At 71.1% G+C, this 12,678-nt stretch carries 13 protein-coding genes; 12 read left to right on the top strand and 1 reads right to left on the bottom strand.

What is annotated here, in order from left to right:
- On the bottom strand, positions 1-1,376 hold a 1,376-nt coding region (gene crtD / locus CKO13_RS07025), incomplete at its 3' end, for a 1-hydroxycarotenoid 3,4-desaturase CrtD (RefSeq protein WP_338034598.1).
- 129 nt (positions 1,377-1,505) lie between these two features.
- Here crtD and CKO13_RS07020 point away from each other — a divergent pair.
- The 12 genes from CKO13_RS07020 (at position 1,506) to pufC (ending at position 12,379) form a co-directional block, all read left to right on the top strand.
- Positions 1,506-2,381, top strand: coding sequence for a polyprenyl synthetase family protein (locus CKO13_RS07020; protein WP_200258529.1), 876 nt, complete (start codon positions 1,506-1,508; stop codon positions 2,379-2,381).
- Positions 2,382-2,421: 40 nt separating this feature from the next.
- Positions 2,422-3,555 (top strand): methyltransferase, encoded by a 1,134-nt coding sequence (locus CKO13_RS07015; RefSeq protein ID WP_200258526.1) that lies wholly within the window; start codon positions 2,422-2,424, stop codon positions 3,553-3,555.
- A gap of 45 nt (positions 3,556-3,600) precedes the next feature.
- Complete coding sequence (bchC, locus tag CKO13_RS07010; protein WP_200258524.1) at positions 3,601-4,590, top strand: chlorophyll synthesis pathway protein BchC; 990 nt, start codon at positions 3,601-3,603, stop codon at positions 4,588-4,590.
- Positions 4,587-5,516 (top strand): chlorophyllide a reductase iron protein subunit X, encoded by a 930-nt coding sequence (locus CKO13_RS07005; protein WP_200258522.1) that lies wholly within the window; start codon positions 4,587-4,589, stop codon positions 5,514-5,516. The genes bchC and CKO13_RS07005 overlap by 4 nt, the downstream gene beginning before the upstream one ends.
- A gap of 21 nt (positions 5,517-5,537) precedes the next feature.
- Positions 5,538-6,899 (top strand): chlorophyllide a reductase subunit Y, encoded by a 1,362-nt coding sequence (gene bchY / locus CKO13_RS07000; protein ID WP_200258504.1) that lies wholly within the window; start codon positions 5,538-5,540, stop codon positions 6,897-6,899.
- Complete coding sequence (bchZ, locus tag CKO13_RS06995; protein ID WP_200258491.1) at positions 6,896-8,407, top strand: chlorophyllide a reductase subunit Z; 1,512 nt, start codon at positions 6,896-6,898, stop codon at positions 8,405-8,407. Before bchY ends, bchZ begins: the two co-directional genes overlap by 4 nt.
- A gap of 106 nt (positions 8,408-8,513) precedes the next feature.
- Positions 8,514-8,744, top strand: coding sequence for a hypothetical protein (locus CKO13_RS06990; RefSeq protein ID WP_200258480.1), 231 nt, complete (start codon positions 8,514-8,516; stop codon positions 8,742-8,744).
- A 124-nt stretch (positions 8,745-8,868) separates the two neighbouring features.
- Entirely contained in the window at positions 8,869-9,099 is a 231-nt protein-coding gene (gene pufB, locus CKO13_RS06985) for a light-harvesting antenna LH1, beta subunit (RefSeq protein ID WP_200258478.1), read from the top strand.
- 12 nt (positions 9,100-9,111) lie between these two features.
- Positions 9,112-9,309 (top strand): light-harvesting antenna LH1, alpha subunit, encoded by a 198-nt coding sequence (gene pufA, locus CKO13_RS06980; protein WP_200258468.1) that lies wholly within the window; start codon positions 9,112-9,114, stop codon positions 9,307-9,309.
- 122 nt (positions 9,310-9,431) lie between these two features.
- The gene (pufL, locus tag CKO13_RS06975; RefSeq protein ID WP_200258466.1) at positions 9,432-10,265 is read left to right on the top strand and encodes a photosynthetic reaction center subunit L; all 834 of its coding nucleotides are present in this window, start codon (positions 9,432-9,434) and stop codon (positions 10,263-10,265) included.
- Between the two features lie 6 nt (positions 10,266-10,271).
- The gene (pufM, locus tag CKO13_RS06970; RefSeq protein WP_200258464.1) at positions 10,272-11,246 is read left to right on the top strand and encodes a photosynthetic reaction center subunit M; all 975 of its coding nucleotides are present in this window, start codon (positions 10,272-10,274) and stop codon (positions 11,244-11,246) included.
- Between the two features lie 68 nt (positions 11,247-11,314).
- Positions 11,315-12,379: a photosynthetic reaction center cytochrome PufC gene (gene pufC / locus CKO13_RS06965; protein WP_200258462.1), complete on the top strand. Its 1,065-nt coding sequence runs from the start codon at positions 11,315-11,317 to the stop codon at positions 12,377-12,379.
- Positions 12,380-12,678: the final 299 nt, after the last annotated feature.

The following is a 12,678-nucleotide window of genomic DNA, read 5'->3' as shown; positions in this document are numbered from 1 at the left end:
GCCAGGTACAGCCCCGGCACCCGCGTCGCCGCCGCCGGCCTCTGGAACGAGGCCCGCCAGCCGTGGGAGGCCATCCCGTAGAGGGCGCCCCCGGTGGCCGGGAAGAGGCGCTCGAAGGCCGCCGGTGTCGTCACGGCGGGCTCGTCCGCGGTCGGCCTCAGGCGCAGTCCGCAGCGCTCGAGGAGCGCGAGGGTCCGTTGCTGGCATTGCTGGATCTCCGTGTCGCTGAGCGGGTCGCGATCGCCGCGGGCCGGGGCGTTGATCAGGCAGAGCAGCCGCTCCGGGCCCGCGGCGGGCTGGTCGTCGTGGCGGTCCTGGGCGCAGATGTAGACGGTAGGCTCCCGGGGCGGTCGGCCGTGGCGGAAGACGTCGTCGAACTCGGCGGCGTAGTCGCTGCTGAAGAAGACGCTATGGTGGTGGAGCGGGAAGCCCTCCGTCTCGGCCACCCAGTTCCAGGTGATCGCCGACTGCGAGCGCTGCCGGGGCGGCTGGCCGGGCACGGCGCCGCGCAGCTGCGCGCCGAGGCGCCCCTCGGCGACGGCGGCGGCGTCGGCGTTGGCGATGACCTGCTCGGCGGGCAGGTGCTCGCCGCCGTCGAGCTCGACGCCGCTGACCGCGCCGCCGGCGGTGGTCACCGCGCGCGCCTCGGTGGCGTAGCGGATCCGGGCCCCGCAGCGCTCGGCGAGCCCGGCGAGGGCCTGGGCGAGCTGGTGCATGCCGCCGTCGAGCTGCCAGACCCCGAGCCCCTCGACGTGGGCGATGAGCATCAGGGTCGCCGGCGCCTGGAAGGGCGAGGAGCCGCAGTAGGTGGCGTAGCGGCCGTAGAGCTGGCGCAGGCGGGGGTCCTTGAAGTAGCGCCCGAGCGCCCGCCACAGGGGCGTGAAGGGGCGGATCCGGCGCAGGGCGTTGAGGTTGCGCACCCCGACCCGCCGGGTCAGGCCGAGGGCGCTCGGGCGCTGGGCGTGCATGAAGGTCCGGTCGAGGGTGCGGTGAATATCCGCAGCCCGGGCGCAGAAGGCGCGGAAGCGCTGCGCCTCGGCCCCGCCGGCGAAGGCGGCGATGGCCTCCGCCGAGCGCTCGGGGTCGGCGAAGAGGTCGAGCTCCCCGCCCTCGGCCCAGGCGTGGCGGGCGAGGCGCTCCACCGGCTGAAGCCGGAGGTGGTCCTCCAGGCGGGCGCCGGCGTCCTCGAAGAGGCCGGCGAAGACGTCGCGCATCGTGAAGACCGTGGGGCCGGCGTCGAGGAGGGCGCTGCCGACGCGGACCTGGCGGAGCTTGCCGCCGGGCGCGGAGGCCCGCTCGACGACGGTGACGTCTACGCCCGCGCTGGCGAGATCGATGGCGGCGGCGAGTCCGCCCACGCCGGCCCCGATGATCACGGCGCGGGGCTCCCCGGTGGCCTGGATTCGCAGCGGCGTTGACATCGGTAGGGTCCCTGTCTAGCGTACAAAACGGTCCATTTCCGGCAATCCACCAAAGCGTACACGCCGCCAGCGGGAGGGGGCTACATGGAACCGAGCAGCCGCATCGAAAGCGCCCTGGAGGCCGCCGTCGCCCGGGCGAGCGCCGAGCCCGCCCCCCCGCAGCTGGCCCAGGCGATCCGCCACGCCGTCTTCGCCGGGGGCGCCCGGGTGCGGCCGCGGCTGTGCCTGACGGTGGCCGCCGCCTGCGGCGACGACGCCCCGGAGCTCGCCGACGCGGCGGCCGTGGCCATCGAGCTCATGCACTGCGCCTCGCTGGTCCACGACGACCTGCCGTGCTTCGACGACGCCGCGACCCGGCGCGGCCAGCCGTCGGTCCACGCCGCCTACGGCGAGCGCCTCGCCGTGCTCGCCGGCGACGCCCTCATCGTCCACGCCCTCGAGACCCTCGCCCTGCAGGTGCCGCAGGCCCCGCAGCGGGCGGCGCAGCTGCTGACCACGGTCTCCGGGGCCACGGGGGTGCCGCGCGGGATCACCGCCGGGCAGGCGTGGGAGTCGGAGCCCGAGGTCCCGGTGGCCGAGTACCACCAGGCCAAGACCGGCTCCCTGTTCGCCGCCGCCACGGTGGCCGGCGCCGTGGCCGCGGGCGCCGAGGCGCAGGCGGCGCAGTGGCGCAGCGTCGGCGAGTACCTCGGCGAGGCCTACCAGGTCGCCGACGACCTGCGCGACGCCCTCAGCGCCGAGGAGGAGCTCGGCAAGCCCGCCGGGCAGGACAGCGCCCACGGCCTGCCGAGCGCCGTCGCCGATCTCGGCGTCAAGGGCGCCAAGGAGCGCCTCGACCGGCTCGTCGAGGAGGCGGTGGGCGCGGTGCCGGAGTGCGCCGGCGCCGAGCAGCTGCGCGCCGGCATCCTCAAGGAGATGGAGCGCGTGCTGCCCAAGACCCTCGGCTGCAATGCGGCCTGACCGGGCCGCCGGGATCGGGCAGGGACGCTAGGGGCCGGCCATGCTCAGCGGTGCTTGGCGCGACCGCCTCCACGCCTGGCGCAACCGCCTCCTCGCCGATCCGCGCTTCCAGCGCGCCGCCGCGCGCCTGCCGCTGACCCGCCCGATCGCCCGGCGCCGGTCCCGGGAGCTCTTCGACCTGTGCGCCGGGTTCATCTACTCCCAGGTGGTGCTCGCCAGCGTCCGCCTCGGGGTGCTCGACGCCCTGGCCGAGGGGCCGCGGCGGCCGGCGGCGCTGGCCGCCGAGCTCGGCCTGCCCGAGGCGAGCGCCGAGCGGCTGCTCGCCGCGGCGGCGGCGCTGCGGCTGCTCGAGCGCCGCAGCGGCGGGCGCTACGGGCTCGGCGACCTCGGCGCGGTGCTGGCGAGCTCGCCGGGGATCCGGGCCATGGTCGAGCACCACGCCGTCCTCTACGACGATCTCCAGGACCCGGTCGCCCTGCTGCGCAGCGAGCGCGGCGGCACGGCGCTGGGGGCGTACTGGGGCTACGCCGGCGCCGAGGCCCCCGAGGCCCTCTCCGCCGAGCAGGTCGGGCCCTACAGCGAGCTGATGGCGGCCTCGCAGCCGATGGTCGCCGCCGAGGTCCTCGACGCCTACTCCCTGCGCCGCCACCGCCGGCTGATGGACGTCGGCGGCGGCGAGGGGGCCTTCCTGCTCGCCGCCGCCGAGCGCTGGCCCCACCTCGCCGGGTGCGTCGTCGACCTGCCGGCGGTGGCCGAGCGGGCGCAGGCGCGCTTCGCCGAGCAGGGCGTGGCGGATCGGCTCACCGCCGTCGGGGCCGACTTCTTCCGCGAGGCGCTGCCGGGCGACGCTGACCTGGTCACCCTGGTGCGCATCCTCCACGACCACGACGACGAGCAGGCCCTGGCGCTGCTGCGCAACCTCCACCGCAGCCTGCGCCCGGGGACGACCCTGCTCGTCGCCGAGCCCATGGCGAGCACGCCGGGCGCGGAGCGCGTCGGCGACGCCTACTTCGGGATCTACCTCTTCGCCATGGGGCGGGGCCGGCCGCGCACGGCCGAGGAGAACCAGGCCCTGCTGCGGGCGGCCGGCTTCGCCGAGCCGCGCCTGCTGCGCGGCTGCAACCCCTTGCAAGCCCGCGTCATTGCGGCAAAAAGCCGCGATCAATCACCGTGATTGAGCTCGCTTGACACACACGGGAGTCAAGTTAGGCTGACACTCATGTCCGAGCCAAGCGCATCCGGTGGCCGAGGGCCCGCGGGGGGGGATGGCGCCTCCCGCGCCGCTCGGGCCGTGGTCTTCGAGGAGCCCGAGCGCCTCAGCCTCCAGCGCGTGCCGCTGGCCGAGCCCACCGCCGAGGACGTCGTCGTCGACGTCGAGCACAGCGGCATCAGCACCGGGACCGAGCGGCTGCTCTGGAAGGGGGCCATGCCGTACTTCCCCGGCCTCGGCTACCCCCTGGTCCCGGGCTACGAGTCCGTCGGGCGGGTGGTCGAGGCCGGCCCGGAGTCGGGCCGGCGGGCCGGGGAGCTGGTCTTCGTGCCGGGGGCGCGCTGCTACACCGGCGAGCTCCGAGGGCTCTTCGGCGGGGCCGCCTCGCGCCTGGTCGCCTCCGGCTCCCGGGTCGTCCCGCTCCCCGAGGCCCTCGGCGAGCACGGCGTGCTCATGGCCCTGGCCGCCACGGCCTGGCACGCGGTGGCCGAGGCGCCGCCGGAGCTGATCGTCGGCCACGGCGTGCTCGGGCGGCTGATGGCGCGCATCGGCGTGCTGCTCGGCACGCCGCCGACGGTCTGGGAGCGCGACGAGCGCCGCCGCGACGGGGCACTCGGCTACCCGGTGGTCGACCCCGAGGCCGACGAGCGCCGCGACTACGCCCGCATCTGCGATGTCAGCGGCGACGCCGGCCTGCTCGATACCCTCATCGGCCGCCTCGCCCACGGCGGCGAGATCGTCCTCGCCGGCTTCTACAGCGAGCGCCTCGGCTTCGACTTCCCCGGCGCCTTCATGCGCGAGGCGCGGCTGCGGGTCGCCGCGGAGTGGCGCCGCGCGGACCTGGAGGGCGCCCTCGAGCGGATCGCGGCCGGCGAGCTGACGCTCGACGGGCTGATCACCCACCGCCACGGCGCCGACGACGCCGCGGCGGCCTACCGGACCGCCTTCAGCGATCCGGCGTGCCTGAAGATGGTCCTCGACTGGAGGGACGGCTCATGAGCGCCGAGCAGGCCGAGAAAGAGACCCAGGTCATTGCCATCTACGGCAAGGGCGGGATCGGTAAGAGCTTCACCCTGGCGAACCTCTCCTACATGATGGCGCAGCAGGGGCAGAAGGTCCTGCTCATCGGCTGCGACCCCAAGAGCGACACCACCTCGCTGCTCTTCGGCGGTCGGGCCTGCCCGACCATCATCGACACCTCCTCGCGCAAGAAGGCCGCCGGCGAGCAGGTCCAGATCAGCGACGTCTGCTTCAAGCGCGACGGCGTCTTCGCCATGGAGCTCGGCGGCCCCGAGGTCGGCCGCGGCTGCGGTGGGCGCGGGATCATCCACGGCTTCGAGATCCTCGAGGGCCTCGGCTTCCACGACTGGGACTTTGACTACGTCCTGCTCGACTTCCTCGGCGACGTGGTCTGCGGCGGCTTCGGCCTGCCCATTGCCCGGGACCTGTGCCAGAAGGTCATCCTGGTGGGGGCCAACGACCTGCAGTCGCTCTACGTCGCCAACAACGTCTGCTCCGCCGTCGACTACTTCCGCCGGCTCGGCGGCCACGTCGGCGTCGCCGGGCTGGTGGTCAACAAGGACGACGACACCGGCGAGGCGCAGGCCTTCGCCGAGTCCGCCGGCATCCCGGTGCTCGCCTCCATCCCCGCCGACGAGGAGCTGCGGCGCAAGAGCGCCAACTACGAGATCGTCGGCTACCCCGACGGCGCCTGGGCGCCGGTCTTCGAGACCCTCGCCCGCGGCGTCGCCGCTGCGCCGCCGACCATGCCGAGCCCCCTGCCCCACGAGGACCTCCTCGGGCTGTTCAAGAGCGAGGCCGCCGGGCGCGAGGTCGAGATGGTCCCGGCCTCCCCCGAGGACATGTGCGCCGAGCCGAAGGCCGAGCGGCCCTCGCTCGAGATCGTCTACGACGACGACGCCTAGGCCGGGCCGGGGGAGCGAGCGATGAGCGAGCCAGCAGGGCCCCACGACCAGCCGCAGACCATGTGCCCGGCCTTCGGGGCGCTGCGCGTGGGCCTGCGCATGCGCCGCACGGCGGCGGTGCTCGCCGGCTCGGCGTGCTGCGTCTACGGCCTGACCTTCACCGCCCACTTCTACGGGGCGCGGCGCAGCGTCGGCTACGTCCCCTTCGACTCCGAGTCGCTGGTCACCGGCGGGCTCTTCGAGGACCTCCACCAGGCGGTCCACGACCTGGCGGACCCGCAGCACTACGACGCCATCGTCGTCGTCAACCTCTGCGTGCCCACCGCCTCCGGGGTGCCGCTGCGCCTGCTGCCGGAGTCGATCAACGGCGTGCGCATCGTGGCGCTGGAGGTCCCCGGCTTCGGGGTCGGCACCCACGCCGAGGCCAAGGACCTGCTCGCCGGCGCCATGCTGCGCTACGCCCGCCGCGAGGCGGAGAGCGGGCCGGTGCGCGCCCCGCGCAGCGGCCGCGCGCAGGCGCCCACCGTGGCGCTGCTCGGCGAGATGTTCCCCGGCGACCCGGTGACCATCGGCCGGATGCTCGAGCCCATGGGCCTGGCCGCCGGGCAGGTGGTGCCGACCCGCGAGTGGCGCGAGCTCTACGCCGCCCTCGACTGCCGGGCGGCCGCCGCCATCCACCCCTTCTACACCGCCTCGCTGGCCGAGTTCGAGGCCGCCGGGCGGGCGCGGATCGCCTCGGCGCCGGTGGGCTACGACGGCACCGGCGCCTGGCTCGAGGCCGTCGGCGAGGCGTGCGGCGTCGAGCCGCAAGCCGTCGAGGCGGCCAAGGCGGCGGCCCTGCCGGCGGTGCAGGAGGCCGTCGAGGCCGCCCCCATCCGCGGCACGATCACCGTCTCCGGCTACGAGGGCTCGGAGCTGCTCGTCGCCCGGCTGCTCGTCGAGTGCGGGGCGGATGTACGCTACGTCGGCACGGCGCTGCCGCAGACGCCGTGGTCGGAGCCGGACCGCGCCTGGCTGGCGGCGCGCGGCATCCCCGTGCACTACCGCGCCACCAAGGAGGCGGATATCGCCGCCGTCGATGCGCACCGCCCGGACCTGGCCATCGGCACCACGCCGATCGTCCAGCACGCCAAGGAGCTGGCGATCCCGGGGCTGTACTTCACCAACCTGATCTCGGCGCGCCCGCTGATGGGCGCCGGCGGGCCGGCGGCGCTGGCGCAGGTGATCAACGCCGCCGTCGGCAACAAGGCGCGCTTCGACGCCATGGACGCCTTCTTCGCCGGGGTGGGGCAGGGCAGCGCCGCCGGCATCTGGGAGCCCGAGGGGAACCTCCCGCCGTGCCTCGGCGCCGGCGGCCACGGCAGCGGAGGGAGCGGCGAATGATGATCCCGGATCTCGATCGGGCCGGCGGCTACTGGGGCGCCGTCTACGCCTTCACCGCCGTCAAGGGCCTGCAGGTGATCATCGACGGCCCCGTCGGCTGCGAGAACCTGCCGGTGACGGCGGTCCTCCACTACACCGACGCCCTGCCGCCGGACGAGCTGCCCGTGGTGGTCACGGGGCTCTCCGAGGAGGAGCTCAACCAGACCGGCACCGAGGGCGCCATGAAGCGCGCCTTCGAGACCCTCGACCCGCAGCAGCCGAGCGTGGCGGTGACCGGCTCCATCGCCGAGATGGTCGGCGGCGGGGTGACCCCCGAGGGCACCGGTATCCGCCACTTCCTGGCGCGGACCATCGACGAGGACCAGTGGCAGGCCGCGGACCGCGCCCTGCGCTGGCTCTGGGAGCAGTTCGGCGTGCGCCGCGGCGGGCGCATGCCCCGGCCGCGGCCCCGGGAGGCGGGGGAGCCGCCCCGCGTGAACATCATCGGCCCGGCCTACGGGATGTTCAACATGCCCTCGGACCTCGCCGAGATCCGCCGGCTCATCGAGGGCATCGGCGCCGAGGTCAACCTCGCCTTCCCGCTCGGCTGCCCCGTGGAGCAGATCCCGCGGCTCGTCGACGCCGACGTGAACGTCTGCCTGTACCGTGAGTACGGGCGCAGCCTCTGCGAGGCGCTGGGCCGCCCCTACCTCCAGGCGCCGGTGGGCCTGCACAGCACGACGCGCTTCCTGCGGGCCCTCGGCGAGCAGCTCGGCCTCGACCCGGAGCCCTTTATTGAAAAAGAGAAGCATTCCACATTAAAGCCGCTCTGGGATCTGTGGCGTTCGGTCACACAGGATTTCTTCGCCACCGCGAATTTCGGCATCGTTGCCAATGAAACCCACGCTCGGGGGATTCGCCGTTTCCTCGAGGAGGATCTGGGAATGCCGTGCAATTTCGCCTACGGGCGGCGCCCCGGCGAGAAGACCGACAACGATGCGATACGCCAGGCGGTGCGCGACAAGACGCCCCTTGTACTCTTCGGCAGCTACAACGAGCGCATGTACCTCGCCGAGATCGGGGGCCATGCGCAGTATATCCCCGCCTCCTTTCCTGGTGCGGTCATACGCCGCCACACGGGAACCCCGTTCATGGGTTACGGTGGAGCCAGTTACATCGTACAGGAGGTATGCAACGCGCTCTTCGACGCCCTGTTCCATATCTTGCCCTTAGGCACAGAGATGGACCGGGTCGAGGCGACCCCGAGCCAGCCGCAGCAGGGCCAAGCGGCAGCCGGCCAGGAGGCCGGCGCAGGGGAAGCCCAAGAGGCATTGGCGTGGGACGAGGAGGCTCGCGCAATGCTGGATCGCTGGGTGCAAGAGCAGCCCGTGCTGGTCCGGATCTCCGCCGCCAAGCGCCTCCGGGACGCGGCGGAGCAGAGGGCGAAGGCCGCCGGCGAGGCACGGGTCAGCGCAGAGCGGCTGAGGCGCTGCGCCGACGTCTTGCCCGGGAGCGATTCCGAGCGCTAAGTACCTCCGAGCGCAAGACAGTGCGCTGACCGTTTGGGTCTGGGCGCGGCCCTCGAGGGGCTGGCCCAAGAGGCCAAGACGGGGGACCGCTAAAGGAGGTGCTCCCATGAGTGAAACGATCAAGGCGCGACCCAACGCAGTGCGTGCGCGCCGCGATGAGGAGGCGCAATACCGGATGCTGATGGCCGTGAGCTTCGCGGTCTTCCTGGTCGGCGCCTTTATCGCGCGCCTGGCCCCGTCGCGCTGGCGTCAGGCGCTCCGGGGCGAGCAGCGCTCCATCCTCGAGGAGGCGCGCGCTGCGGCGCAGACATCGGTCCCGTTCGCCTTCATGAACTAGCGGGCGGGCCTACGGTTTCCAGCCGGGATAGCCGGCGGAAAGTCGCCACAATAAAAAGTGGTGAATCCCTAGCCGCGCGGGGGTTGCGCGGCGCAGGCTGAAATGCCGAAAGGAGGATAAAGCTATGGCTCAAGAGAAGCCGATGACCAACATCACCGACGAGGAAGCAAAAGAGTTCCACAGCATGTTCACCCAGGCCTTCGTGGTCTACGTCGGCGTCGCCGTCGTCGCCCACATCCTGGCGTGGGCTTGGCGTCCGTGGATCCCGGGCGACGAGGGGTACGGCGCTGCGCTGATCGACGGCGCTAACAGCGTGGCCGCGGTCGTCCAGCAAATCGCTCCGTTCGCTGCTTAAGGAGATAGAGTCATGTGGAGAATGTGGAAGATCCTCGATTTCCGCCGCACCGTGGTGGCCGCTCACATCGGCATGGCCGTCCTGGCCCTGCTGGTCCACTTCATCCTGCTCAGCACGGACCGGTTCGATTGGCTGGAGGGCAATCCTGCCGCGAGCGCTGCGGAGCAGTCCGCGGAGGTCGCTGCGCTTTCGCAGCATCGGCAGGTCTAAGCAGCACAACCCCCCGGCCTGCGGGTGGGTCGTTCCGGGTGCTAACACCCGGAACGACCCCCTCAATAGGGGTTTGGGGATCCATAGAGGCGCCGTGTTGCCCGTGATGTGAGGACCTAGCCATGGCGATGCTCGATTTCGAAAAAAAATACCGTGTCCGAGGAGGGACACTCCTCGGGGGAGACCTGTTTGACTTTTGGGTAGGGCCGTTCTACGTGGGACTCTTCGGAGTCGCCTCGCTCTTCTTCGCGGTCCTCGGCACCCTGCTGATCGTCTACGGGGCGGCCCAGGGCGATACCTGGACCCTCTGGCAGATCAACATCGCGCCGCCCGACCTGAGTCACGGTCTCGAGTTGGCCCCGCTGGAAGAGGGTGGCCTCTGGCAGCTCATCACCATCTGCGCGCTCGGGGCGTTCACTACCTGGGCGTTCCGGCAGGCGGAGATCTCGAAGAAGCTCGGCATGGGCTACCACGTTCCGTGGGCCTTTGCTGTGGCGATCTTCGCCTACGCCAGCCTGGTGGTGATCCGTCCCCTGCTGATGGGCGCCTGGGGGCATGGCTTCCCGTACGGGATCCTGAGCCACCTCGACTGGGTGTCCAACGTCGGCTACCAGTATCTGCACTTCCACTACAACCCGGCCCACATGCTGGCCATCACCTTCTTCTTCACGACCACCCTGGCGCTGTCGCTGCACGGTGGTCTGATCCTGTCGGTCACCAACCCGAAGAAGGGTGAGCCGGTCAAGACGGCCGAGCACGAGAACAGCTTCTTCCGCGACTTCATTGGTTATTCCATTGGCAGTCTCGGCATCCACCGGCTTGGCCTGTTCCTGGCGCTCAACGCTGCGTTCTGGAGCGCGGTCTGCATCATCGTCAGCGGCCCGTTCTGGACTCAGGGTTGGCCCGAGTGGTGGAACTGGTGGCTGGAGATCCCGATCTGGACTTACGGGGGGTAACCAAAAATGGCTGAATACCAGAATCTCTTTACCCGTGTTCAGGTCCGGGCGCCAGGTGAACCCGGTCTCGAGCTGCCGGCAGGAAGCTGGCCCCGTGTCGGCGCGGCGCGCTTCTCCTACTGGCTCGGGAAGATCGGCGATGCTCAGCTCGGGCCGGTCTACCTCGGCGCTACGGGGTTGATGTCGCTCATCTTCTTCTTCATCTCCTTCGAGATCATCGGCCTGAACCTCCTAGCGTCGGTGGACTATAACCCGCTCGAGTTCCTCCGCCAGTTCTTCTGGCTGGCCCTGGAGCCGCCGCCGGCCGAGTACGGCCTGAGCATCCCGCCGCTCAATGAGGGTGGCTGGCACCTGCTCGCCGGGTTCTTCCTGACCGCCTCGATCCTGCTGTGGTGGGTGCGGAGCTATCGCCGGGCCCGCGCGCTCGGCCTGGGGACCCACGTGGCCTGGGCCTTCGCCGCGGCGATCTGGCTCTACCTCGTCATCGGCTTCATCCGCCCGGTGCTGATGGGTAGCTGGGGCGAGGGTGTGCCGTTCGGCATCTTCCCGCACCTGGACTGGACCACGGCCTTCTCGCAGCGGTACGGGAACCTGTTCTATAACCCGTTCCACATGCTGTCGATCGCGTTCCTGTTCGGCTCGGCGCTGCTCTTCGCGATGCACGGTGCGACCATCCTGGCCGCCGGCCGCTACAACGCCGAGCGCGAGATCGAGCAGGTCACCGACCGCGGCACCGCGGGTGAGCGCTCGGCGCTCCTCTGGCGCTGGACCATGGGCTTCAACGCCACCATGGAGTCGATCCACCGGTGGGCCTACTGGTTCGCGATCCTGACGGTGATCACCGGCGGCATCGGCATCCTGCTGAGCGGGACCGTGGTCGAGAACTGGTACGAGTGGGGTGTCAAGCACGGCATCGCACCGGAGTACCCTGAGGTGTTCACGCCGGCAGTGGATCCGGGCGCAGAACAGGGGATGGAATAATGAACGGAAAGTACCTGACTCGATCCATACTCGCTGGGGGCGCGGTTGCGGCCGGCACGATCGTCGTGGTGGCTCCGCCCGACCTGAGCTATGGGCTCGTCGGCTGTGACCGCCCCCCGATCGACTCGGAGCAGACCGGGTACCGCGGCACGGGGATGGAGAACATCGACAACCCGCGTGCCGAGGAGGCCCAGGGGCTGAGCAACTCCCATCCCGAGACGGCTGACTTCGAGGTCTCGAGCGAGGGGCCCAAGGCCGGTGAGGTCTACCAGAACGTCGAGGTCCTCACCGACCTGAGCGTCCCCGAGTTCATCCGCCTCATGCAGCAGATGACGGAGTGGGTCGCCCCTGAGCAGGGCTGCACCTACTGCCACGACGGCCGGGACTTCGCCTCCGAGGACGTGTACACGTACAACGTCTCTCGGCAGATGCTGAAGATGACCCGGTACGCCAACGCGAACTGGGACGCTCACGTCGCGGATACCGGCGTCACTTGCTACACTTGCCACCGCGGCCAAGGCGTGCCGGAGGGGCAGTGGTTCAAGGACAAGGACGCCGGGGCCGAGGTGATGGCCGCCGGGCTGGGCAACCGCATGATGCAGAACATGCCCAGCGACAAGACGGCCTTGAGCTCCCTGCCGCGTGACTCGATGGAGCGGTTCCTGGTCGGTCACGAGGAGATTCAGGTCCAGGGTGAGACGGCGCTGCCGACGGATCACACCGCGTCGATCGTCGATACCGAGCACACCTACGGCCTGATGATGCACATGACCGACGCCATCGGCGGGACCTGCAGCGTCTGCCACAACACCGGCCGCCTCGGCGACTGGAGCGAGAGCCCGCAGCAGCGGGAGATCTCGTGGCACGGCATCCGCATGGTCCGGGATATGAATGTGAACCACATTCAGCCCCTGACCTCCACCCTGCCGGAGGCCCGCCTTGGCCCGACCGGCGACGCCGGTAAGGTCAACTGCACCACCTGCCACTACGGTGAGCAGCTGCCTCTCAACGGCGAGAAGGTGGCGAAGAAGTATCCCGGGTTGGTTGGTGAGAAGGATCCTGACTTCAACTACCTCCAGTTCGGCGATCTCGGCACCGAGGGGCTGCAAGGCGGTAGCAGTGATCAGGAGTAACGGGTGCTGAGCCCCTTCGGGGGCTCCTCCCCGCCTGGGGAGATCCCTTGCTTCTCCCTAAACGGCGCCTTCGGGCGCCGTTTTTTTTGGGCGCTGCCCCTCCTCGATCCACACCCACCCATACGCCCATGGCCCATGAGCGGAGTTCCGCAGCGCCTGCCATAACCTGCATCGCCGAGGTCTGTGCCGCCCGCCGCCCGCAGGCGAGCCCTCTCCGGGCGGGTGCGGAGCGCTGTAGCCTGCCTAGCCGCGGCTGATCGAGGTGGCCGAGGCGCTACAGGGGGGAGGGAGTACAGGGG

It is taken from the genome of Halorhodospira neutriphila (genome assembly GCF_016584055.1).
GTDB lineage: Bacteria > Pseudomonadota > Gammaproteobacteria > Nitrococcales > Halorhodospiraceae > Halorhodospira > Halorhodospira neutriphila.
Note: the sequence above shows the minus strand (reverse complement) of the source record. Positions and strands in the feature narration are given on the sequence as shown.

Coding starts and splice junctions, on each gene's coding strand:
- CKO13_RS07020 (WP_200258529.1), top strand. CDS start 1,506: ATGGAACCGAGCAGCCGCATCGAAAGCGCCCTGGAGGCCGCCGTCGCC.
- CKO13_RS07015 (WP_200258526.1), top strand. CDS start 2,422: ATGCTCAGCGGTGCTTGGCGCGACCGCCTCCACGCCTGGCGCAACCGC.
- bchC (WP_200258524.1), top strand. CDS start 3,601: ATGTCCGAGCCAAGCGCATCCGGTGGCCGAGGGCCCGCGGGGGGGGAT.
- CKO13_RS07005 (WP_200258522.1), top strand. CDS start 4,587: ATGAGCGCCGAGCAGGCCGAGAAAGAGACCCAGGTCATTGCCATCTAC.
- bchY (WP_200258504.1), top strand. CDS start 5,538: ATGAGCGAGCCAGCAGGGCCCCACGACCAGCCGCAGACCATGTGCCCG.
- bchZ (WP_200258491.1), top strand. CDS start 6,896: ATGATGATCCCGGATCTCGATCGGGCCGGCGGCTACTGGGGCGCCGTC.
- CKO13_RS06990 (WP_200258480.1), top strand. CDS start 8,514: ATGAGTGAAACGATCAAGGCGCGACCCAACGCAGTGCGTGCGCGCCGC.
- pufB (WP_200258478.1), top strand. CDS start 8,869: ATGGCTCAAGAGAAGCCGATGACCAACATCACCGACGAGGAAGCAAAA.
- pufA (WP_200258468.1), top strand. CDS start 9,112: ATGTGGAGAATGTGGAAGATCCTCGATTTCCGCCGCACCGTGGTGGCC.
- pufL (WP_200258466.1), top strand. CDS start 9,432: ATGGCGATGCTCGATTTCGAAAAAAAATACCGTGTCCGAGGAGGGACA.
- pufM (WP_200258464.1), top strand. CDS start 10,272: ATGGCTGAATACCAGAATCTCTTTACCCGTGTTCAGGTCCGGGCGCCA.